The sequence below is a fragment of the Flavitalea antarctica genome (assembly GCF_054461535.1).
Window position 1 is genome coordinate 217,585 of record NZ_JBTLQG010000002.1, and the last position, 22,029, is coordinate 239,613.

Genomic DNA, 22,029 nt, shown 5'->3' on the forward strand with positions numbered 1-22,029 from the left:
TTTTGCCATGGGTGTTCAAACGATCATCTGACCAGTGCAAGCTATCAAATTTCAGTTTGTGTACCTAATTGCCACAGCTGCAGGCAGGAACAAGGCATTGGGTATTCAACAATCAAGGCTTAGTGATTCATCCATTTTCAACATACATCGGTAGGATAAAAAGCGGGGATATCAAATCCCTGGCCCGCGTAATATCATTGATTGAAAACGAAGCTGAAGGATATGAAACAATGCTTGAAGATTTAACTCCCAATGATAGTATCCGGATCACGGGAATAACAGGTCCGCCCGGAGCAGGAAAAAGTACACTTGTTGATGCCTTGATTGAGAGTTTTGTAACAGCCGGAAAAAGGGTTGCTGTTTTATGCGTCGATCCATCATCTCCATTCAATCTTGGCGCTATCCTTGGTGACCGGATCAGGATGAGCAGCTGGTATAATCATCCGTCCGTTTTTATACGATCACTTGCCACCCGCGGATCCCTGGGAGGACTTCATCCAAAAATTATTGAAATAACAGAATTACTAAAAACAGCTCCCTTCGATCATATTATTGTTGAGACAGTAGGTGTGGGACAAAGCGAGATTGAAATTACCGGGCTTTCTGATACTACCATAGTGGTGCTGGTGCCGGAATCAGGTGATGAGATCCAGGCAATGAAATCAGGGCTGATGGAAATAGCCGACATCTTTGTTGTTAATAAAGCCGACCGACCCGAGGCAGATACTTTTACGCGGAACCTCAGGTTGATGATCAAGGGTTCTGCTCAATTGCATGAAGACCTGACCCCGATCATTCAAACGGTTGCTTCGGCGAAACAAGGTATCAATGAACTGGCTAAGGCGATCTATCAACATCAGTTAAATAGTTCCATCCCTGTAAAAAGATCATGGCTACTTGCAGAAAGAGCCTTTCATCTGCTGCAACAGCAGAAGATGAAAGGCTATGATAAATCAGTGATTAAATCCGGTATTGAACAGGCCCTCAAAGGAGGCCGTTTTAACCTTTTCAGATTTGTAAAAAATCTCGGGACGGCTCCTGCTTAATTCATTTCACTGCATCCGATCGGCGCGCCGGGAGGAATTGGGGAATGGATGGTAGGCGTTGCTTTCTCAGGTGCCTTCAGTCGTTCAAGAGCCATTTCGAGGTGCGCAAGGTAATTCTCATCTTTTGTAAGTTTCAACTGCTCGTTGATATAGTTTTTCAACGCCCGTGTTTTTGATTGCACAATTGCTCTCGCCTGGATGGAACTGCCCTGGTCGATACCCGAAGCCAACAAATAAGTCAATAGTATTTGCTCGGTCTGGTACTGAATCAACTTCTGCATACCTGTTCTCCGCGGTGCCTTCCATGTTTTCTCAACCAGGATGTTGATCATTTCGGAAAGGCCCAGGCCATCTGATCCTGATTCGTTTTGTACCAGCCGCGTTAGCCGCGAACCGTCAAATAAAAATGACATTGGGAGGTCTGCCGCGGTTTCTGCGGGAGTGAGTGCATCAAAGGCAAGCCCGGTACGTTTCTTAAATATTTCCACGCCGCCCTCATAGCCAGCCGGTCTGGGTGGAATAAGACTCAAAATTTTAGGTGACAACACAAGTTTATCCGGATCAAGACAGCTGATAACTGCATTCAACGCCTTCAGTTGTTCGTCTTTGCTTACTGCTTTTGTTATTTGCTGACCATCACCCCGCACGGCATAGGTATAATACATGCCACCCACTATCTTGGTAACGGCTTCAAGCTGGTAACGATGATAAAGATAAATAGGCACAAGTACTTCTTCCAGGCCTGCCATTGGTGCCCCGGTTCTGATATTATTCTCTCCGAACTGGGCAAGGGCTTTGGCCCGTACTTTCATCACATCATTTAACTCTGCAACTGCATCTTTACCATTATCCCATAAATGAGCCTGGGGATGCAGGCCTCCCGGGCTCCTTGCATCCCGGTCCGAAATAAACTGCAGCCCCTGGCTCGCAGCTGTCGTTAATAGTTTATCGAGTTGGTCCTTTTCACCGGCAGGGTTTGAAAATTCTTTGTAACCCCAGGTGATTGCCACCTTGTCCCACGCGCCAATCTTATTATCATATGCTTCATTTAGTGAGATCTCACCCCTGGAATCAAGTTTTACTGCCGGGTGCGGATAGTCCATAACACTGGCTCGATCACTTACACTGGCAGCATAATTGTGCATAAGTCCAAGCGTATGACCGATCTCATGGGCTGATAACTGCTTAAGCCGTTCGACAGCCATTTTTAGCATTTTATCTTCTGCCGGAACACCCGTAAGAAATGGCGCGAGTAATCCCTGTGCGATCAGGTAATCCTGGCGCACACGCAAAGAACCGAGGGTTACATTCCCTTTGATAATCTCACCGGTTCGTGGATCAACGACCGAAGCCCCGTACGACCAGCCACGGGAAGAACGGTGTACCCAGTTTACCATATTGTACCTGATGTCCATCGGGTCTGCTGAATCAGGAAGAAGGCGTACCTGGAATCCATCCTTAAATCCGGCGGCCTCAAATGCCTGGTTCCACCATTTCGCACCTTCCAGCAGCGCACCACGGATCGGTTCAGGAGTACCATTGTCTATATAGTAAACAATGGGTTTAACCGCTTCGCCGTATGCTTCTGCAGGATTTTTTTTCTGCAGGCGGTGCCTGATAATAAACCGTTTTTCGATTGGTTCAGTTACAGGGGTGCTGAAATCGAAAAAGGAAACCGGGATAAAACTTGATCTGGGGTCGAATACACGCGGTTTGTAATTGCTGTCTGGCAGCTGCACAAAGGAATGATGCATACGAAGCGTTACGGCTTCCGGTGAAGGAGTAACGGCGCGCAGGAAGTTGCCTGCTTCTCCATCGGAACTCGTGAGTGTTATTGTCGCCTCTATTTCAGTATTCAGCGGGAAATTTTTTGTACCAGCCAAATAAATGGCCGACCTGGTTTTGTCGAAGCTATAGTTGCCCTGCTTCATCCGACGAAGCGTAGCGCCTACAGCAAGTGCATCACGTAAAAGAAAATCAGTAGCATCAACGAGGTACCTGTTGCCTGTTTCCGCCTCTATGACGAAACCCCAAATGGTAGACTGTGCAAAGGATTGTTCAACTGCCCTTTTTTCCGGGGCGTCACCGGTCACCGCACGATACTCGTAATTGGGCTGTATCATCATCAGTTTGCGGCCGGTTTTGGAGAACCTGACTATTTTGCTGGAACCAAGTCTGCCGCGGTCAAGACCGATATCATTGGATCCAAGACCCGCCGGCAAGGAACTGGCATAAAGTATCTCGGATTCCGTTTTGTCAATCTCCATCCATATCTTACCCTGTACCTCGTCCCAATACACTGGAAAAAAGCCGGGTAATTTTCTAAAATTTGCCACTTTTTCTTCAATAGCTGGCAGTTTCTGAGCCATAATAGTGAAAGGCATCAGAAAAGCGACAAAAATGATCCATCTCATACGCATATAATTTTGGTGCATACAAGATAAACCCCGGTCAGTAAAATTTAGAAAAAATATTGAGGAGCTGGGTCGTAGCGTTAAGAGCCCCGGTTACTTTGGTACCATTTGTAACCAATGAATCCAAGGATCATAAGCGGTGCAGCGGCGAGGTAGAGTATGCCGCCGTTAAGACCACGGGCAGGGCCTTCACCCATTTGCTGTGCAGTCTTTGTACAAATAGAGCACTGAGCCCGGGATTCTGATATAGCGGTGAAAAAGAAAAACAACAAAACAACGATAAATTGACTCGCCTTTCTCATGATGCAAAAGTACTCCTGAAATGGGTTCTGCGAAGTTAAATTTCACGCAAAAAGAAAAACCCATCCCGCACGTGCAGGATGGGAGTATTAAAACCGTCAATAATAAGGTACTTGTTTGGATAAGGTCAAATGATCATTGGTATCTGTGCGCGGTTCTGTAGACACAAATATAGATGCCTGACAATTTGCAAAGGACAACCGTTGCGTAAGCGGAGTATTTTTTGAGTGAATGGTAGAAAAGTCAGATAATACGGTAATTCTTGAAATCAAAAAGACGTACTCCGGTCCTTTTTTCGATCCAATACAGGAACCTGTCTTTTAATGTGAAGTGTTTTTTGGAAATGTCCATATCTATTTCCCAGTTCTTCTCAGCAATTCTTTTTTTCATTACCCGGGGATGGGTTCCGGCAAATCGCTGAAGGGAATCGAATTCGTTGTAGTCGAAAATATCTGTTGCCAACAGCCTTTTTTTCGTGGCCTCCTGGTCCTCCCAGTACTGGATGACGTTTTTCTGTTTCTCCCTCATTTGTTTCGGGCTCTTGACCCATCCATAATGATAAATGGTGGCGGCTACAGGCTTTACATTGATCTTTTCTCCGTTTCGCCTGAATCCCTGTGCGTCGCGGTATGCTGAGATCGTTTTGTCATTTCTGATTATTCTTACTTCCCGATGATACCAGCGGCGGCTGTCACCCACATAATCATAAGTCCCAAAAAAATGAAGGTATTTGAACAGCAATCCGTCTACCTTCTTATCATCCTTGTATTTTGCGGCGGCCTGCCTGATCGAGTCATGATATTTTTCATGAAGCACCTCATCTCCCTGGATATAAAATGCCCAGTCGCTGTCGGGAGATATTTGTTGAAAAGCTTTGTTGGTTTCAACAGCGAGTATCGTCCCACCCTTATTGTTTTGACTTACATCCCAGACTGAGTGTACGATCCTGATCTTATCTGAGCCGATATTCCTGATCAACGCTTCTGTGCCGTCTGTCGAGTTTCCGATGGAAACGATCATTTCATCCACTACCGGAAGTATAGAAGTAATGGCTTCAATAATGGGGTAGTCATTCTGTAAGGCATTTTTAATAATTGTAAAACCTGAGATTTTCATCTGCTGAATCTTTGTACCGGTGAACGTGCCACCCGTTGGTAAAACTAAGTAATTTGTGCCTAAGGGTTCTTACTTTTGTTAAGGTTGTTCTGAACAGATACAGATGACGAATTTCATTCCAATATTTCCATTATCGCTGGTTGTTTATCCCGGAGAAAAACTACCACTGCATATTTTCGAACCCAGATACAAGCAGCTCATAAACGAATGTTTCCAGGCTAAAAAGCCATTTGGCATTCCTGCTGTCGTCAACAATCACCTCCAGGAATTGGGTACCCTCGTACTGATTACGGAAATAGTACAGGTGTATGAAAATGGCGAAATGGATATCAAAACTGAAGGCCTGGCCATTTTCCGGATACTCGAAATGATAAAACTGGTCCCCGACAAACTTTATAGTGGTGCGATCGTCAATTATCCGCCGAATGTAATGGTCACAGGGAACAGGGAGCTTATGGAGAAGATTGTTACCGGCATCAAGGAGTTGCACCGCCTGCTTAATATCACCAAAGACTTCAAGAAACCAGATGAAGACCTGACTTCCTATGATGTGGGTCATCATGCAGGAATGTCACTTGATGAAGAGTATGAATTGCTCAGCCTGCTGCAGGAAATACAGCGGCAGGAATATATAAAGCGACACCTCCAGAAGGTTTTACCAATGCTGATGGAAATGGAGCACCTGAAAGAAAAAGTTAAGCTTAACGGGCATTTCAGAAACTTATCTCCCCTGGACCTAGATATTAATCTCTGAATCTTCAATTATCCGGATCTCCCGACATTCGTTTACCCGAATCTCAGAACACTCAGTTTCAGAGCACTCCAGACATTCAGTCACCAGGATCTCCAAATATCTCGTCACGAGGATCGCTGAATATCAGGTGACACCCTTTCGGATGCCCCTGCTTTCCGTATTTCATCGGGCGAAATGACCTAATTAAGCGCTTTAAGGCTATTTTCGCGGTTTAAAACACAAAACCCGGATAGGGCAGTTGTGCCCCCAATCATCATTTTTCCAACATGACCATTACCTGCTGTTTTGATTTTGGCAACACCCGTAAAAAATGTGCGGTATTCCAGGACCGCCAGTTGAAGGAACTGCTTGTGATGGAAGACGATAGCGAGAGATCGCTCAGGATGATACTTGACGCGTGGAAGCCGGACAAGTCTTTGCTTTCGTCGGTGATTAACCACAATCCGGTGATCGAAACCATTCTCACAGCCGAAACCCGGTTCCATAAGCTGAATCATCATTCCAAATTACCCGTCACCACACCCGTCGGAAAGCCGGAAACGATCGGGGCGGATCGCCTGGGGCTGGTGGTAGGTGCCGTTGATCTCTACCCGGGTCAGAATAACCTCGTAATTGGTCTCGGTTCAGCCGTCACCTATAATTTCGTCAATAAATTCAACCAGTTTCTTGGCGGTGGTATTTCGCCGGGCCTTGAAATGCGGTTCAAATCCCTGAATGCCTTCACCGATTTACTGCCGCTGATAGAAAAAGACTGGAATTTTCCACTTGTCGGCTATGACACGCGCACCAATATTTTAAGCGGAGTGATATTAGGTATGGCTAAGGAAATCGACGGAATTATAGAGAGTTATGAAGAAAAATACACCAACTTTAACGTCGTTTTAACCGGGGGTGATACGAGCTTTTTTGTCCGCCATCTAAAAAAGAAGATATTTGCAGACCCCAATTTAATCTATAAAGGTCTATATGCTATCTGTGAGTATAATAATGTATGATAATGTATAAGAAAACCAGGCTGTTAGCATTACTGTTCCTTTCATGTGTTTCACTAGCCAACGCTCAAACTGAAAACTCACCTTTTTCAAGATATGGTCTCGGTAACCCGGTACCTTTTCAAAATATTATCAACCGGGGTATGGGTGGCTTTTCTGCTGCCTATGGGGATTTTCAATCTGTCAATTTTTCTAACCCGGCTTCTTATTCCAGGCTTAAAGCAACAGTTCTCGACATAGGCGTAGAAGTCAACACCAGTACCCTTAAGACGATTGATCCACCGAGGAAACTATCTTCCGCCAGTCCGAATATTTCTTATGTGACCATCGGGATACCGCTGAGCCGCAAGAGAGACTGGGGATTGGCTTTCGGGTTGCGACCTATGTCCCGGGTGAGTTACGAGATTGAACGCAGGGAGTTTCTCACCAGCGGCGGACTGAAAGATTCCGCGCAGAGTATATTCCAGGGCGATGGCGGATCTCAGCAGGTTTTTGCCGGTATGGGCTTCGGCATCAAAAACCTTAGGGTTGGTGTGAATGTTGGATACCTGTTCGGTTCAAAAAACGTTCGTAACGCGCTTACTTTTCTCACGGATTCAGTCCTTTATTATCAATCTGCCCATTCTACAAAAACAAGCTATGGCGGCGCCCTGTTAAATGCCGGATTGCAATATACCATAAAGCTCCAGAAGACCACCAGGCTGCACATCGGCGCATTCGGAAACCTGCAATCAGACCTGAACGCTTCACAGGATGTTATACGAGAAACCGTTATATCACAGGAAAATGGTCCGGTAAGGGTTGACAGTATATTTGAACAGAAAAATATCGGTGGTGAGATCCTTTACCCTTCAAGTTTTGGTTTTGGCCTGATGTTGGACCGCGAGTCGAAATGGGCGATTGGTGCCGACTTTACCCAAACCAACTGGATCGATTACCGTTTCTATGGGGAGAAGGATTTTCTACAGACCAGCTGGCAGATGCATTTAGGAGGACAGATTATACCAAATGCACTCAATGCAAAAAGTTACTGGAACCGTGTCGCTTACCGCGCAGGCTTCAATCTTGGTGCTGACTACGTAAATGTGGATGGTGAACGACCTACATATTCAGTATCTTTCGGAATGGGACTGCCCATGCGGCCACCGGCTTACACCAAGCAATTTGCGGTAATCAATCTCACCCTGGAGTATGGAAAAAGAGGAGACAAGACGAATACAATCCGGGAAAACTTTTTTGCGCTTGCCCTTGGTTTGAATCTTAGTGATATATGGTTTGTGAAGAGAAAATACTATTAACGGATGAGATGAATATGCGATTTTCCACTCGGTTTTTTAAGGGTTTAACAATACTTGCAGCACTGATTACAGGCTGCTTTTTTATTTCCGGTTGTGAGAACGATCTGAAAAAAGTTGATAGCCTGCTCCAGAAAAAAACCGGGGTCGAAGAAGCAAAAGAAATTGAAAGTTATCTGAGTGAAGCCGGTAAAGTTAAAGCACGGCTCACATCTCCATTAATGCGGAGGTATATGGTCGACTCATCTTTCATGGAGTTTCCCAATACTCTGCATGTTGATTTTTATAATGATTCCATAAAGATCGAGAGTACACTTGATGCGATGTATGCGAAATATCTCGAGTCGCAAAAAAAGATTTTTTTAAAAGATAGCGTGATGGTCATTAATCTGCAGACAGGTGACACGTTGAAGTCGCAGGAACTGTGGTGGGATCAGAACAAGGAAGAGTTTTATACAGACAAACCAGCTGAATATCATCAGCGCAATGGGAATGTATTGTATCACCGCTATGGGCTTCGGGCCGCGCAGGACCTGAGTTGGAGAGAAACCTACGGTAACAGCGGGCGCGTGAATGCTTCGGAGGAAGGATTACAATAATTAAAGATCATCTTTAAACAATTTTGGTATGGAGTACAGAAGATTGGGCAGATCAGGGCTTCAGCTGAGCGTTTTATCCTATGGCAGCTGGGTCACCTTTCACAAGCAGATTGAAGACAACAGCGCGGACGAATTAATGGGCATCGCCTATGATAACGGTATCAATTTTTTTGACAATGCAGAAGGATATGCTTTCGGTGAAAGCGAAAACATGATGGGTCGCGTTCTGGCGAAGAAAAACTGGGACCGGACTTCTTATGTTTTGTCATCAAAGGTTTATTTCGGATCCCGAAAAAACAGCAAGCCAAACCAGACAGGGCTCAGTCGTAAACATGTCGTCGAGGCTTGTCATGAAGCCCTGACTCGTTTACAGACAGACTATCTTGACCTTTACTTCTGCCATCGCCCCGATGTGGATACGCCGATACAGGAAGTGGTATGGACGATGCACAACCTTATACAGCAGGGCAAGATTCTTTACTGGGGTACGAGCCAATGGAGTGGTGCCGAAATAATGGAAGCGCATCGCGTGGCCCAGGAATATAAGTTGATCGGGCCCGTAGTGGAGCAACCTCAATACAATATGTTCGAGCGGTATAAGATGGAAATGGATTATATACCTGTTTTCAAAAATGTCGGGCTCGGCACCACGATCTGGAGTCCGCTCGCTGCAGGATTCCTTACCGGCAAATACAATGACGGAATACCTGAAGATTCAAGGTTAGCGATCGAGGGTTTCGACTGGCTTAAGAAACGCTGGGTGCAGGAAGATAAAATTGCAAAGGTGAAGAAGCTTGCAGATGTTGCAAAAGACCTTGAAGTTTCGCTTGCTTCACTTGCAATAGCATGGACAATACATAATCCCACAGTAACAACAGCGATACTCGGAGCAACCAAAGCCTCACAGTTGCATGACAATCTGAAGTCGCTGGAGACCTTGCAAAAACTGACCCCTGAAGTGATGTCAAAAATTGAAGATATCCTCCAGAATAAACCGGTGATGGACCTGGCTTAGTGCTGTTACTAAATAGCAAAAGGATGCAATGAAAACATATGAGATTGTGAATGCAGGCAGAGCATACAGGATCGAGAATTCAGGCCGAACTTAAGGGAGTGATAATGCCGGAAGAGCATTAAGGATCGAGAATTCAGGCCGAACTTAGGGGACGGAGAACGCAGGAAGTGCATACAGGATGGAGAATTCAGGCCGAACTTAAGGGACTGATAATGCCGGAAGAGCATGCAGGATCGAGAATTCAGGCCGAACCTAAGGGCCGGCGAACGCAGGCAGAGCATTTGGGATTAAGATTTTTGGCAGAAATTGAGGGACTGAGAATGCAGTCAGAAGAACATATAGGACTGCCGGATCGGGGATTAAATGAATGGATTAGACTGATTAAAGTGAAGTATATGAACATAAACCGGAGCTGGGTGTCAAGACTAAAATTATTTCTTATCGTTTTGATGGTGTCATACCTCCCCTTACAGGGCTACGCCTGGGGTGTAATCGGCCATAGGGTGGTAGGGGAGATTGCATCATATCACCTGACAACAAAGGCAAAAAAAGAAATAGCAAGGATCCTGGGAACGGAGTCTATAGCAATGGCCAGTAACTGGGCAGACTTTTACAAATCCGATCCGGCGTATGACTATTTATATAACTGGCATTTTATCAACATCAACGATTCACTCAATCGTGATCAGTTCATCGACAGGTTAAAAAGGGATACTGCCGTTGACGCCTATACGAAGGTTAATATGATTGTTGACAGTCTCAAAGGCAAAAAACTTGGCGCGAAAAAAAAGCTGCTTTACCTGCGATTGCTGATACATATTGTTGGCGACTTGCATCAACCCATGCATGTGGCACGTCAGGATGACCTGGGCGGAAACAGGGTCAGGGTACAATGGTTTAACCAGCCTTCGAACCTGCACCGGGTCTGGGACGAACAACTGGTAGAATTTCAACAGCTGAGTTACACCGAATATGCATCTGCGCTTAACCATCCCAGTAAGGCCCAAAAGGATGCATGGCAAGAACAACCACTGGCTGAGTGGATATTCGATACTTACCTGCAAACACAGAAAATATATTCAGGCATAAAAGAAGATAACCAGAAACTGGGCTATAGATACAACTATGATTATGTTGAAATACTAAACAACCAGTTGTTAAAAGGCGGGATAAGACTTGCCGGCATATTAAACCAGGTGTTTGCATAACAAAAAAAACAGCCCTGGATCAGAGGGCTGTTTAAAGAACTTTGTACAACCTTACCAACATAGTTTGGTCATCAATAGGTACAAATTTTAAGTTCTCACGGGTTTGGATCTAAACGGGACATTTGGATTGTTGCCTGATAGAATGATAACGGAACGTTGGTTTTTCTTTGGACTGGACTGGTTTTACTTAGGATGTTGATTTGGCTTCTCAGGATATTGGTTTGTTCGCGCATCAATCAATCTGACAATACAAACATAATATTCTCGTCCGCCGGTTGCAAGAGCGCTAATGCTGGATTTTAACAATTCATGATTTACTGGAATGCTCGTAGTTATACCAATCCGGCTTCCGTATAAGAGACGTTAATGTTCACGGTGAAAAAGCGCTTATATTTTACCGATAGTGTTCAGTACCAATATAGGTAACATATAAAAGCCTGCACCTCACAACATTCATCAATAATTTGTCGTACATTATCGGGAAGATTCTTGCTCATATACATAAATTGCTGATATATGGAATTTGCAAATAAGACAGTTTTGATCTCTGGCGGTAGCCGCGGAATAGGAAAAGCGATCGCAATCCGGCTGGCAAAGGCCGGGGCCAACATTGCCATCGTCGGTAAAACAGCCGAAGCTCATCCTAAATTGGAAGGAACAATATTCACAGCGGCTGAAGAAATTGAAGCAGCCGGGGAAGGAAAATGCCTGCCATTGCAGGGAGATGTAAGGTTTGAAGAAAGTATAGCCGATGTTGTCAGTAAAACGGTCGGGAGGTTCGGAGGGATTGATATACTTGTAAACAATGCGAGCGCAATCAGTCTAACGGAAACAGAAAAGACTGAAGCAAAACGATTTGATCTCATTCAAAGCATAAATGTTCGTGGCACTTTCCTGATGAGTAAAGCCTGCATTCCTCATCTACGGAAAGCTTTGAACCCACACATCCTGAATTTATCACCGCCACTGAACATGGACCCCGTATGGTTCGGAAAACACGTTGCTTATACAATAAGTAAGTATAGTATGAGTATGATGGTGCTGGGCTTCAGTGAAGAATTACGCCCGTCACGCATTGCTGCCAATGCATTATGGCCTCAGACCACCATTGCCACCGCGGCTGTACAAAACCTGCTGGGTGGAGAGTTTTTAATGCAGCGAAGCCGCCACCCGGAAATAGTGGCAGACGCTGCATATTATATACTCAAAAGGCCATCGTTTGAATGCACGGGTAATTTCTTTGTTGATGAAGACGTACTCAGGCAGGAAGGCATAAGTGATTTTGAAAAATATGCAGTCAACCCTGAACAGAAATTAATGCGTGATCTGTTTCTTTGATCTCTGATAATAAATCCGGTTGTTCTGGAATTGATCCAGTTGTTCTGAATCAATCCAGTTATATCAGCAACTAATCCTGTTGTTCAGGAATCAATCCAATTGTTCAGGAATTAATCCAGTTGTTCTGGTCGCATCTGTGGAAATAAAAGGACATCCTGGATCGATGGTTGGTTGGTCATCATCATTACGATCCGGTCGATCCCGAAGCCGATGCCTGAGGTCGGAGGCATTCCATATTCCAGCGCACGAAGAAAGTCGTGATCAATATACATCGCTTCATCATCGCCCCTTTCCATCAGTTTAAGTTGTTCTTCAAACCTTTCCCGCTGGTCAATAGGATCATTAAGTTCGGTGTATGCGTTGGCGATTTCTTTTCCATTACATATCAATTCAAAACGCTCAACGAGTCCTGGTTTGGAACGATGCTTTTTCGTAAGCGGGCTCATCTCAACGGGATAATCAATGATGAAGGTTGGTTGAATAAAGTGATCTTCACATTTTTCACTGAATAACTCATCGATCATTTTTCCTTTACCCATCGTGTTGTCTACATGAACATGTTGCTGCCTGCAAACTTCGCGCAGCTCGTCCTCATTCATGCCGGAAATATCTGCACCGGTGTGTTCTTTTATCGCATCATACATTGTTATTCGTCGATATGGTGCGGCAAAATTGATCTCTTTGTCGCCAACCATGGCGATGGTGGAGCCATTCACAGCCAGCGCTGCTTTTTCAAGCATTTGTTCTGTAGTATCCATCATCCAGATATAATCCTTGTAAGCAACATAAAATTCCAGCACAGTAAATTCAGGGTTATGTGTGCGGTCCATTCCTTCGTTTCGGAAGTTGCGGCTGAACTCATACACCCAGTCAAACCCGCCAACAATGAGTCTCTTGAGATATAGCTCATTTGCGATACGCAGGTAGAAAGGCACATCAAGCGCATTATGATGCGTGGTAAAAGGCCTTGCGGCGGCGCCACCGGGAATCGCCTGCAACACCGGTGTATCCACTTCGATCGCCCCGCGTTCATTAAGGAAATCCCGCATCGAATTGATCAGCCTGGTTCTTTTAAGGAATGTTTCTTTGATATCAGGGTTTATGATAAGGTCCGCATAACGCTGGCGGTATTTGAACTCAGGATCAGTAACCTGGTCAAATGTTTCACCTTCTTTTTCCTTAACAACGGGTAATGGTTTGAGTGACTTGGTCAGGAACTGCAGTTCAGTAACATGAACGGAAGTTTCCCCGGTGCGGGTGATAAAGACATATCCCTTCACGCCGATTATATCTCCGATGTCAACCAGGTGTTTCCAGATTTTGTCATACAAGGTCTTGTCTTCGCCGGGACAGATCTCATCACGCTTGAGATAAAGCTGGATTTTTCCGGTACTATCCTGGAGCACTGCAAAAGAGGCTTTTCCCATGTCACGGACGCCCATGATCCGGCCTGCCAGGCAAACTGATGCAAATTCTTCTTTATTCTCGTCTCCCTTAAACCGGAGTTTGATATCGTTGGCGTAAGCGTTAACCGGGTATGTGGGCGCGGGAAAGGGATCAATACCCATTTCCTGCAAGGTTTTCAGTTTCTCTCTCCGTATTATCTCCTGTTCTGATAGATGCATTTAAAAAATTTGAGTGGCAAAAATAGATCATTTCCTGACTACGCCAAGGCGAACTCGGGCAAAGCCCTCCTTCGCCAATGGCTTCGTCAGGCGAAGCCCATCTACGCCAAGCGGAAGGAGGGCTTTGCCCGCCTTCCGCCGGCTTCGTCGGGCGAAGCCCGACTGAATAACCAAAATTGTCAGGCTAAGTTGTACTTTGGAAATCGCTTCGCCCGACGAAGCTTTAATGTGTCGGGCCTTGCCCGACGAAGCCTTGGCGTAGTCGGGTGCGGTTTATGCAGGTAGAAAGGATTAAAGGTTGATTATGAAAATAAATGGTGTTTTGTTCGTTGCGGCTTTGTTTTGTTTGATGGGATGTGAGACTTTGTCGACCCTTCCTACAAACGGTACGATTGGGACTGGTGGACCGGTTACAGAACTTGAGGCGAGCCAGGGTATTCGTGAAGCACTCTCACAGGGTATCACAACCGCAGTGGTAAGCCTTAATAAGGAAAATGCTTTTTTTGGAAATGACTTTTATAAGGTGTTATTGCCACCGGATGCCCAAAAAATTGAATCCACACTCAGGAAAATAGGACTGGGTAAAGAAGTGGACAAAGCCATCCTCCAGATCAACAGGGCCGCGGAAGATGCGGTAGGTTTTGCAAAACCCGTTTTTGTGGATGCGATCCGGGAAATGTCTATTACGGATGCGTTCAACATAATAAAAGGCGAACGGAACGCTGCAACAAATTATTTCAGATCAAAAACTCGGGATAAATTGCTGGTTGCCTTTTCACCAACTGTCAAACAGTCCCTCGATAAGCTCGGCGCAACAAAATACTATAGTGACATAGTGAATATTTATAATAATATTCCGACCACGTTTACGAAACTCAATCCCGATCTGCCATCTTATGTCGCAGCTAAAGCAACCGATGCATTGTTTGATCAGATTGAAAAAGAAGAAATTAATATCAGGGAAAATCCTGTTGCCCGCACCAGTGCTATTCTTAAGAAAGTGTTTGGATCGCGCTTTTGATTTGCCGCAGCTTTATAATGCGAGCCTGAACGTTAACGCAGGGGCATAGGTAGACGAAATTTTGCCCTTCGACAACGATTGGTAGTGTTGATTGGTGAAAGAAAACGAAGCAGCCTTGCTTTTGTTTTTGGCTGACATCATAAAAAGGTGAATACTTCCGACCGAAGCAATAACGCCCGCACCGATCAACACAATTGAACCCGTGGCTTTCATAGTCTCCTGGCGCCCGTGATAGGCATCGTCATAGTCGAGGTCTCCCCATTCCGTATTAATTGCGAGTATCGTTCCGGTCGTTATCATTGCAACGCCGGAACCAAGACAAATCCAGGCGGTTGTTTCCAGCTTACGCCCCTTCCGGAGGTAATCGGCCTGCGTTTCAGTAGGCGGAGTTTGCTGGGCTGAAGCTCCTATAGAACAGATCAGCAATATATAGACACACAAGCCTTTCATCTGTTTATTTTTAATAAGACCGCTTGTTGTAAGTTAACAAAATTTCACTTCAGATATTTAAGAAACAAAAAAGAAAGTAGCGAAAATATAAATAGACATAGTGCTGGCTTTGCAGGGATTTAACCAGTCATTTAGGTAATTTCTCCGCTTGCAATTAGTATAATGTTCCGGAAGCTTACCAGCAACGATTCAGGTCGTAGAAAGCAGAACCTGCCATGCCGCTTCCAACTGGCCTTTCTCCAGCAATTGTTTTGCATACAAATGAAGCTCGCTTTCCATCTCTTCAGGATTGATGCTATAATACTGGATGATATTTTTCAGTGTGTCATCCTCAAATGATGGCTGAATCAGTGGCATTTCACTCACGTTAGCAAGCTGTGCAAGATTATTACCTGTAAGTATCCGGCTATTCCTGACAGATTCAGGCAGTTGATCTATGCCGATTCCGATCTGCGTATTTGGCTTTGGAACCTTGAAAAGATTGGTGGGATCCACCTTACAATACCAATCGCCACCGAGGCGGGCTACCAGGTTTAATTTCTGCTGATCGATCATTTGGTTTTCATCGAGAATACGATCATCAATATGAATTCGTACAACCTGGCATAAAATAATAACGCCTGCTCCACCTTCGGTCCCCATCTCCCTGATCTCATTAACCCTGCACTCAAATTTAACCCTGCTTTCTTTAACCATAGGTGGCCGAACAAGTGTTGCCGGCTCGCTGGTAAACCCGGCTTTGATAAACTCATTGGTTCCTTTCGGAAACTCACAACTCGCGAGACTCATCTGTTGTACCATATCATAATCAACGATATTGATCACCACCTCCGGCACCTCGCGCACATTGTCCAGCGTATGTTTCGTTTGATTATTGCGGATTCTTCTTAGGGGTGAAAAAATCACGATAGGCGGATTTATTGAAAACAGGTTAAAAAAGCTGTAGGGGCTGAGATTCACGTTACCGTTAAGATCAATGGTGCTGGCAAAACATATTGGTCTCGGGGCAATAGCGTGCTGAAGATATTGCTGTAGCCTGGAAAGCGGAAGATCAGTCATGTCAATAGTCATAGAAGAAACTTTGTGATTTTCAACCTTAGCATTATCCGGTCTCTGCCGCTGTGCCATGGCACGCGGAAAATTAGTTAATCCAGTTCGTAGTTGATCTTACCGTGCAGGCATTTCATCAACCCGAAAGTTTAAATTGCGCTAAGTTAACCGGAATAAAACAGAGGCGCTATAAAAATAATGAATGCATGAACTTTTTCAGAAGGCAGATAGATAAGGTAGTTTCCATTGCATGCTGGATTTTATTTTCAGTGTCCATAGGGAAGGCACAAGACACTGCATTTCTTAAAAACCTGATCTATCAGAAAGCTTCAGACTCCTTAAAATCGATACTTTCAAAACCGGAAGTTTTCCGGTACCAGCTGATCTACACCCGAATTGATCGGGACAAACGCAACCGGCCAACTTTTACGAATTACAACTTCCGGGTTGATAAAAACGAATATTTCAACCCTGCTTCGATGGTAAAAATGCCAGTCGCTTTCCTGGCACTTCAGAAAATAAATTCGCTATCGTCAAAGGGAATAGATAGATATACGCCTATGTTAACCGATAGCAGCTATTCGCGACAGACTGCTGTTATGAAAGACACAAGTGCAAAGTCTGGTCTTCCCAGTGTGGCTCATTATATAAAAAAGATTTTTCTCGTAAGCGATAATGATGCATATAACCGTCTGTATGAATTTAATGGTCAGCAATACCTGAATGAAACATTATGGACGATGGGTTACCCCGATTTTCGAATAACGCGACGTTTTGTAGCGATGAATGAAGATGAGAATCGTCATACCAATCAGATCCGGTTCATGACAAATGGCAGGATCATTTATACTCAGCCACCAGCATTTAACCGGCTGGCATTTGATTTCAGCAAGGAGATCAAAATCGGTAAAGGTTATTTTGACAGGCACGAAAAGCTTATCGACTCTCCCATGAACTTTACAACACACAATAATGCGCCTCTGTCTGACCTGCAGCAGCTGCTGCAGTCCGTGTTGTTCCCTGAATCAGTGCCCCAGCAGAAACGCTTTAAGCTGACCAGGGACGATTACAATTTTCTCTATCGTTACATGAGCATGCTACCTTCTGAGTCTACTGATCCAACCTACGACACCAGCGAATATTTCGATAGTTACACAAAGTTTTTTATGTTTAAATCGGGCAAGACCGCCATACCGCCGCACATCCGCGTTTTTAATAAAACCGGGTGGTCATATGGTTTTCTGACAGACGTTGCCTATATCGTTGATTTCAAAAATAAAGTTGAGTTTATGCTTAGTGGGGTTATCTATGTGAACAGCGACGGGATTTTAAATGATGACAAATATGAATACGAACAAACGGGTTATCCCTTTTTCAAAGAGATAGGAAACATTATTTATAATTATGAGCTTGAAAGAGAGAGAAAATACCGACCCAAACTCTCGAAATTTGACTTTAGCAATAAGTGATCGATTGATAAGCGATTGACCTGGTAAAAATTAACTGCTTTAGTGATGATTCATCCTTTGGTAATGATTTATCCTCTGGTGATGATTCATCCTTTGATGGTTCACTCTTTGTCTGATGATTGATTTTGTGCGTGATGATTCATCCTTTAGTGATAGTTCACCCTCTGGCTGATGATTGATTTTGTGCGTGATAATTGACTATTGCTACGAGACCGCTATAATTTTGATTGGCGGACGTTTATAATAATCATAGAAACCTGGCAGCAATCGTTCCTGCCAGTTATTTTACTATTACGTTCTATATTGCATTTGTTATGAAAGGAATGTTTGTCGCTTTTGTTATTTGCCTGAGCCTGTTTGCATTCAGGGCGCCCATGGAACCTGAATCCTGGATCCGTACCAACCTGCTTGGGTACAAACCTTCCGGAACCAAGGTGGCCATATGGTGCTCGAAAGGTGGGGCGGGCGTTTCTGAATTTGCCATTGTAGACGTACTAAGTGGCAAAACAGTTCATCAATCTAAACAAGTAAAAAAGTTTGGGGCCTACGGGCCATTTACAAATACCGGGCGCTTAAATTTTTCTGAGTTCAATCTGCCGGGCAGATATGTAATAGTCGCCGGGGGCGTGTCATCACCAGAGTTCACAATATCGCAGGATGTATACAAAGGAGCGGCTGATTTTTGTCTCAGATATATGCGGCAGCAGAGAAGCGGTTTCAATCCTTTCCTGAAAGATTCCTGCCATATGTTTGATGGATATACGCTGTACGGACCAATGCCTGATAGCACGCATATTGATGTGACCGGTGGCTGGCACGATGCTTCGGATTACCTGCAATATGTGACCACCTCGGCAAATGCAACTTACCACCTGCTTGCGGCCTACCGCGACTTCCCTTCAGTGTTTACAGACAAACACCAGTCGAATGGCCTGGCTGGCAGCAATGGCACCTCAGATGTACTGGATGAAGCAAGATGGGGCATTGACTGGTTATTGAAAATGCATCCTTCAGAAAACATTATGTTTAACCAGCTTGGCGACGATCGTGACCATCGTGGTATGAGAATTCCAAAGCTTGATTCATTTTATGGAAGAGGATATGAGAGACCAGTTTATTTTCTCTCGGGGAAACCGCAGCAGCAGGGTAAAAAAATGAACCTTTCTACAGGTGCCGCGTCTACAGCGGGAAAATATTCAAGTGCTTTCGCGCTGGGTTATCAGTTGATCAGCCAAAAGGATTCGGTCTATGCCGGACTGTTAAAGAAACGAAGCGCATCTGCGTATGCATATGGAAAGTCAAAGCCAGGTTTTGCTCAAACGGCATCGGTCTTGTCTCCATATGTATATGCTGAATCAAACTGGACAGACGATATGGAGCTGGCAGCAACAGCCATGTATTCAGTCACAAAAGATAACAGGTACCTTGCAGAAGCAGAAGCTTATGCTAAAAAGGAAAAAGTAACACCATGGCTGGGTAAAGATACCGCCAGCCACTACCAGTGGTATCCGTTTATTAACCTCGGACACTATGAACTGGCAAAACTCTCTGCCGGGAAAAAACAGAAAGAACTTTTGGGTTATTATAAACAGGGCATAGCCGCCGTTTGGGCCAAAGCACAACAAAACGGCTTTTATCGCGGGGTCCCGTTTATCTGGTGCAGCAATAATCTTACAACCTCATTCGCCATTCAGTGTTACTGGTATCGCGAACTGACGGGAGATGAGACATATGCCGAACTGGAGCAGTCAAATTTTGACTGGTTATTCGGATGTAATCCCTGGGGTACAAGTATGGTTTATGGATTGCCATCTCACGGTGATACTCCCGTTGACCCTCACTCAGCCTTCACAAAAATTGGCAATTACCCGATAGACGGCGGCCTCGTTGATGGACCAGTTTACGGGAGCATTTACAACAATCTTATAGGCATCAAATTGTACGAGCGGGATGAATATGCAGATTTTCAGAGTAAGCTGGTGGTCTATCATGATGACTATGGTGATTACAGCACTAACGAGCCAACCATGGATGGCACCGCTTCGCTGATCTACCTCCTTGCGGCAAGGGAAGCAGAGAACAAAAACCTGATAAAAAAAAAGCCTACCGAACTGATCATGAAACGTTAGTTCCCGGCAAACAAATAACAGCCAGCAATCCGAACCCGATGTTACAGAGTGCTGGACCGAAGGTCCAAAGTCAGGGAGAGATAGTGCAAACCCGGGATGCCATTGAGGACAGTCAGGGAGCGAATGTGCAAACCCGGGATGCGATTGTGGACAGTCACGGTTCTATCTTGCAAAGCAACGGCGTCATGGCGCAACATCGCAAAGTGATCGTCCAAAGTCCCCGAGGCTTCGTGCAAAGCCATGGAGCGATAGTCCGCGGTGATACAAATTCCAAAAAAATGGCTATCGTGTTTACCGGTGATGAGTTCGCAGATGGCGGTGAACATATCATCAGCACCTTAGTGGCCCATCATGTAAAAGCTTCATTTTTTCTGACCGGAAATTTTTATGCGAACCCGGCATTCCGGAAAATGATCATGGAGTTAAAAGCCGGAGATCATTACCTCGGCGCGCATTCTGACAAACACCTCTTGTATTGCGATTGGACAAGACGCGATAGTCTGCTGGTTACTGAAGAATTATTTCATGATGATCTGAGCGAGAACTATAAAAAAATGGAAACATTTGGAATCGTTAAAAATGCGGCAAAGTTTTTCTTGCCGCCATTCGAATGGTATAATGATACCATCTCTTTATGGACAAAAAAAGATTCACTTCAACTCATAAATTATAGCCCGGGAACAAGAACTACGGCCGATTATACAACTCCATTGATGAACGGATACAGGACCAGTGATGAAATTTTTCGTTCTGTTGTTGATTACGAGGCCGCGTCATCCATTGGTCTAAATGGTTTTATAATGCTTATCCATATAGGGACCGATCCGGCCAGGAAAGATAAATTTTATCATTATCTCGACAAAGTCCTGCAGTTCCTGAAAGCCAAAGGTTACACACCTGTGAAAATCGATGAATTGCTTGCCGGTACCCATCTTCCTAAACGTTAAATTTCCGCCATCTACAGTAGTTGAAAATAATGCTACCAGGCGTACTTGGCTGTCACACGATAACGACACTGACCGCCCTGAGCAGTTGCAATATGACAATCCTGACGGCAATTTGCGATCTCGGATTCAATGCTTACGGTATTAGCCATCGAGAGATAGCGGTTCTTACTATACTTAGCTATAATATAAGCAACACACAAGTGCTGTCAGATCCGGGTCTCGATTTTTCTGAAACGTTTCCTGATCGCGAGTAATCCATCTTCATTGATTTTTGAGCTCGCTTTTAAAACGTTTATAAAGTGGTTAACTTCCTTTTCACTCGCTGGACAGCCGACGTTGTCCCCTGTTTCACCGTTGCTGAGTTTTTCCCGCGAATCAAAAAGTTGCTGCCCGTCTTTGTCTAATATTAACCAGAACGGAATACCTGAAGTTTCGTCGCTATATCGTTTCATGAGTTCCAGGGCACCCGGGTTCTCAAGATGTTTCTTGTTTTTCGATTCCAACACAACAAGGTGCCTGATCACATAGTTATCATCAAAGTATTGTTTTATCTGCGGGTCGTTCATTGCAGTGTCCATCTGATGACACCATCCGCACCATGATGCATGAAAGATCACAAAGATGTTTTTGTTTTGCCTGACCGCTATCGCTTTCGCATTGGCAATTACTTTATCTGCACTTTCAGGTGACTGTCCAAAAGTGAACAAAACAAGACAACTTAGTGTGACAAACATTATCAGGGATCGTTTGCGAAAACGTGTGTTGTGCTTGCTGTAAATTGAAGAATTCATTGTTGAGGTTGATGTATTCATGAGTATGAGCTGCTCGTGCTGTTTTGGTGATTTTTAGGTCATGGCCGATTCATATGCTGTAAAGCATTACCAAAAGATTTTGTCATCAATCATCCCGAAGTTAACTCCGAAAAATCTACCATTTTTCTTCATCAGAAATATCCTGGTTCCGCTTAAATTGTTTGCGTGTTTCCATCTTTTCCAGCTGCCTTTCCAGCATCAGGCCTGCGATAATCTTTGCAGCATCGGTGCCTGGGTTGCCTGCCAAAGCCTCGTTGATCCGCGTTTCTGAAACGTCCATCCGGTACAATAGACTAACCAGCGAATGGAAATCCGAGCTGATCAGGTAATTGATCTCATTGCAAAAATCACCGTATGACCAGATCTCTCTTGTAGGTGCCAAAGACAACGATCGTACAACATCTGCGATTAACTCTTTTGAATAGTGTTTTTCTTCCTCCATTACCAGT

20 protein-coding genes are annotated in these 22,029 nt (G+C 44.6%); 12 read left to right on the forward strand and 8 right to left on the reverse strand.

What is annotated here, in order from left to right:
* Positions 1–122: 122 nt before the first annotated feature.
* Positions 123–1,046: a methylmalonyl Co-A mutase-associated GTPase MeaB gene (meaB, locus tag ACX0G7_RS03270; RefSeq protein WP_458921989.1), complete on the forward strand. Its 924-nt coding sequence runs from the start codon at positions 123–125 to the stop codon at positions 1,044–1,046.
* Here the strand turns inward: meaB and ACX0G7_RS03275 are convergent.
* From ACX0G7_RS03275 to ACX0G7_RS03285, 3 genes are all read right to left on the reverse strand, one after another.
* A complete protein-coding gene (locus ACX0G7_RS03275; protein ID WP_458921990.1) occupies positions 1,043–3,460 on the reverse strand; it encodes a zinc-dependent metalloprotease in 2,418 nt (805 codons plus the stop codon). The genes meaB and ACX0G7_RS03275 overlap by 4 nt on opposite strands.
* A gap of 80 nt (positions 3,461–3,540) precedes the next feature.
* Complete coding sequence (locus ACX0G7_RS03280) at positions 3,541–3,762, reverse strand: hypothetical protein (protein WP_458921991.1); 222 nt, start codon at positions 3,760–3,762, stop codon at positions 3,541–3,543.
* 241 nt (positions 3,763–4,003) lie between these two features.
* Complete coding sequence (locus ACX0G7_RS03285; RefSeq protein WP_458921992.1) at positions 4,004–4,876, reverse strand: glycosyltransferase family protein; 873 nt, start codon at positions 4,874–4,876, stop codon at positions 4,004–4,006.
* A 103-nt stretch (positions 4,877–4,979) separates the two neighbouring features.
* Here ACX0G7_RS03285 and ACX0G7_RS03290 point away from each other — a divergent pair, with 103 nt between their 5' ends.
* From ACX0G7_RS03290 to ACX0G7_RS03320, 7 genes are all read left to right on the forward strand, one after another.
* Positions 4,980–5,630 carry an LON peptidase substrate-binding domain-containing protein gene (locus ACX0G7_RS03290; RefSeq protein ID WP_458921993.1) on the forward strand — a complete coding sequence of 217 codons (651 nt, stop codon included), beginning with the start codon at positions 4,980–4,982 and terminating at the stop codon, positions 5,628–5,630.
* Between the two features lie 266 nt (positions 5,631–5,896).
* The gene (locus ACX0G7_RS03295; protein WP_458921994.1) at positions 5,897–6,625 is read left to right on the forward strand and encodes a type III pantothenate kinase; all 729 of its coding nucleotides are present in this window, start codon (positions 5,897–5,899) and stop codon (positions 6,623–6,625) included.
* 2 nt (positions 6,626–6,627) lie between these two features.
* Positions 6,628–7,920: a hypothetical protein gene (locus tag ACX0G7_RS03300; protein WP_458921995.1), complete on the forward strand. Its 1,293-nt coding sequence runs from the start codon at positions 6,628–6,630 to the stop codon at positions 7,918–7,920.
* 14 nt (positions 7,921–7,934) lie between these two features.
* Entirely contained in the window at positions 7,935–8,516 is a 582-nt protein-coding gene (gene lptC / locus ACX0G7_RS03305) for an LPS export ABC transporter periplasmic protein LptC (protein ID WP_458921996.1), read from the forward strand.
* A gap of 28 nt (positions 8,517–8,544) precedes the next feature.
* Positions 8,545–9,531 carry a potassium channel beta subunit family protein gene (locus ACX0G7_RS03310; protein ID WP_458921997.1) on the forward strand — a complete coding sequence of 329 codons (987 nt, stop codon included), beginning with the start codon at positions 8,545–8,547 and terminating at the stop codon, positions 9,529–9,531.
* A 395-nt stretch (positions 9,532–9,926) separates the two neighbouring features.
* The gene (locus ACX0G7_RS03315; protein ID WP_458921998.1) at positions 9,927–10,739 is read left to right on the forward strand and encodes a S1/P1 nuclease; all 813 of its coding nucleotides are present in this window, start codon (positions 9,927–9,929) and stop codon (positions 10,737–10,739) included.
* Between the two features lie 516 nt (positions 10,740–11,255).
* On the forward strand, positions 11,256–12,077 hold the full coding sequence (locus ACX0G7_RS03320) for an SDR family oxidoreductase (protein ID WP_458921999.1): 822 nt from the start codon (positions 11,256–11,258) through the stop codon (positions 12,075–12,077).
* Between the two features lie 110 nt (positions 12,078–12,187).
* Here the strand turns inward: ACX0G7_RS03320 and lysS are convergent, their stop codons facing one another.
* On the reverse strand, positions 12,188–13,702 hold the full coding sequence (lysS, locus tag ACX0G7_RS03325; protein ID WP_458922000.1) for a lysine--tRNA ligase: 1,515 nt from the start codon (positions 13,700–13,702) through the stop codon (positions 12,188–12,190).
* Between the two features lie 304 nt (positions 13,703–14,006).
* On the opposite strand from lysS, the gene ACX0G7_RS03330 reads away from it, so the two are divergent.
* Entirely contained in the window at positions 14,007–14,723 is a 717-nt protein-coding gene (locus ACX0G7_RS03330) for a DUF4197 domain-containing protein (protein ID WP_458922001.1), read from the forward strand.
* A gap of 12 nt (positions 14,724–14,735) precedes the next feature.
* On the opposite strand, the gene ACX0G7_RS03335 is transcribed toward ACX0G7_RS03330, so the two are convergent.
* Positions 14,736–15,173, reverse strand: coding sequence for a hypothetical protein (locus ACX0G7_RS03335; RefSeq protein WP_458922002.1), 438 nt, complete (start codon positions 15,171–15,173; stop codon positions 14,736–14,738).
* A gap of 189 nt (positions 15,174–15,362) precedes the next feature.
* Complete coding sequence (locus ACX0G7_RS03340; protein ID WP_458922003.1) at positions 15,363–16,301, reverse strand: flavin reductase family protein; 939 nt, start codon at positions 16,299–16,301, stop codon at positions 15,363–15,365.
* A gap of 128 nt (positions 16,302–16,429) precedes the next feature.
* On the opposite strand from ACX0G7_RS03340, the gene ACX0G7_RS03345 reads away from it, so the two are divergent.
* The 3 genes from ACX0G7_RS03345 (at position 16,430) to ACX0G7_RS03355 (ending at position 20,768) form a co-directional block, all read left to right on the forward strand.
* Positions 16,430–17,692: a serine hydrolase gene (locus ACX0G7_RS03345; protein ID WP_458922004.1), complete on the forward strand. Its 1,263-nt coding sequence runs from the start codon at positions 16,430–16,432 to the stop codon at positions 17,690–17,692.
* Between the two features lie 314 nt (positions 17,693–18,006).
* Positions 18,007–19,821, forward strand: coding sequence for a glycoside hydrolase family 9 protein (locus tag ACX0G7_RS03350; RefSeq protein WP_458922005.1), 1,815 nt, complete (start codon positions 18,007–18,009; stop codon positions 19,819–19,821).
* 38 nt (positions 19,822–19,859) lie between these two features.
* Positions 19,860–20,768: a polysaccharide deacetylase family protein gene (locus ACX0G7_RS03355; protein ID WP_458922006.1), complete on the forward strand. Its 909-nt coding sequence runs from the start codon at positions 19,860–19,862 to the stop codon at positions 20,766–20,768.
* 206 nt (positions 20,769–20,974) lie between these two features.
* Here the strand turns inward: ACX0G7_RS03355 and ACX0G7_RS03360 are convergent, their stop codons facing one another.
* Positions 20,975–21,559 (reverse strand): thioredoxin family protein, encoded by a 585-nt coding sequence (locus ACX0G7_RS03360; protein ID WP_458922007.1) that lies wholly within the window; start codon positions 21,557–21,559, stop codon positions 20,975–20,977.
* 136 nt (positions 21,560–21,695) lie between these two features.
* Complete coding sequence (locus ACX0G7_RS03365) at positions 21,696–22,022, reverse strand: hypothetical protein (RefSeq protein WP_458922008.1); 327 nt, start codon at positions 22,020–22,022, stop codon at positions 21,696–21,698.
* Positions 22,023–22,029 lie beyond the last annotated feature (7 nt).

What these genes read in the sequence shown, in the direction of transcription:
- ACX0G7_RS03275 (WP_458921990.1), bottom strand. Translation starts at nt 3,460, where the DNA reads ATGAGATGGATCATTTTTGTCGCTTTTCTGATGCCTTTCACTATTATG.
- ACX0G7_RS03280 (WP_458921991.1), bottom strand. Translation starts at nt 3,762, where the DNA reads ATGAGAAAGGCGAGTCAATTTATCGTTGTTTTGTTGTTTTTCTTTTTC.
- ACX0G7_RS03285 (WP_458921992.1), bottom strand. Translation starts at nt 4,876, where the DNA reads ATGAAAATCTCAGGTTTTACAATTATTAAAAATGCCTTACAGAATGAC.
- ACX0G7_RS03290 (WP_458921993.1), top strand. Translation starts at nt 4,980, where the DNA reads ATGACGAATTTCATTCCAATATTTCCATTATCGCTGGTTGTTTATCCC.
- ACX0G7_RS03295 (WP_458921994.1), top strand. Translation starts at nt 5,897, where the DNA reads ATGACCATTACCTGCTGTTTTGATTTTGGCAACACCCGTAAAAAATGT.
- ACX0G7_RS03300 (WP_458921995.1), top strand. Translation starts at nt 6,628, where the DNA reads ATGTATAAGAAAACCAGGCTGTTAGCATTACTGTTCCTTTCATGTGTT.
- lptC (WP_458921996.1), top strand. Translation starts at nt 7,935, where the DNA reads ATGCGATTTTCCACTCGGTTTTTTAAGGGTTTAACAATACTTGCAGCA.
- ACX0G7_RS03310 (WP_458921997.1), top strand. Translation starts at nt 8,545, where the DNA reads ATGGAGTACAGAAGATTGGGCAGATCAGGGCTTCAGCTGAGCGTTTTA.
- ACX0G7_RS03315 (WP_458921998.1), top strand. Translation starts at nt 9,927, where the DNA reads ATGAACATAAACCGGAGCTGGGTGTCAAGACTAAAATTATTTCTTATC.
- ACX0G7_RS03320 (WP_458921999.1), top strand. Translation starts at nt 11,256, where the DNA reads ATGGAATTTGCAAATAAGACAGTTTTGATCTCTGGCGGTAGCCGCGGA.
- lysS (WP_458922000.1), bottom strand. Translation starts at nt 13,702, where the DNA reads ATGCATCTATCAGAACAGGAGATAATACGGAGAGAGAAACTGAAAACC.
- ACX0G7_RS03330 (WP_458922001.1), top strand. Translation starts at nt 14,007, where the DNA reads ATGAAAATAAATGGTGTTTTGTTCGTTGCGGCTTTGTTTTGTTTGATG.
- ACX0G7_RS03335 (WP_458922002.1), bottom strand. Translation starts at nt 15,173, where the DNA reads ATGAAAGGCTTGTGTGTCTATATATTGCTGATCTGTTCTATAGGAGCT.
- ACX0G7_RS03340 (WP_458922003.1), bottom strand. Translation starts at nt 16,301, where the DNA reads ATGGCACAGCGGCAGAGACCGGATAATGCTAAGGTTGAAAATCACAAA.
- ACX0G7_RS03345 (WP_458922004.1), top strand. Translation starts at nt 16,430, where the DNA reads ATGAACTTTTTCAGAAGGCAGATAGATAAGGTAGTTTCCATTGCATGC.
- ACX0G7_RS03350 (WP_458922005.1), top strand. Translation starts at nt 18,007, where the DNA reads ATGAAAGGAATGTTTGTCGCTTTTGTTATTTGCCTGAGCCTGTTTGCA.
- ACX0G7_RS03355 (WP_458922006.1), top strand. Translation starts at nt 19,860, where the DNA reads ATGTTACAGAGTGCTGGACCGAAGGTCCAAAGTCAGGGAGAGATAGTG.
- ACX0G7_RS03360 (WP_458922007.1), bottom strand. Translation starts at nt 21,559, where the DNA reads ATGAATTCTTCAATTTACAGCAAGCACAACACACGTTTTCGCAAACGA.
- ACX0G7_RS03365 (WP_458922008.1), bottom strand. Translation starts at nt 22,022, where the DNA reads ATGGAGGAAGAAAAACACTATTCAAAAGAGTTAATCGCAGATGTTGTA.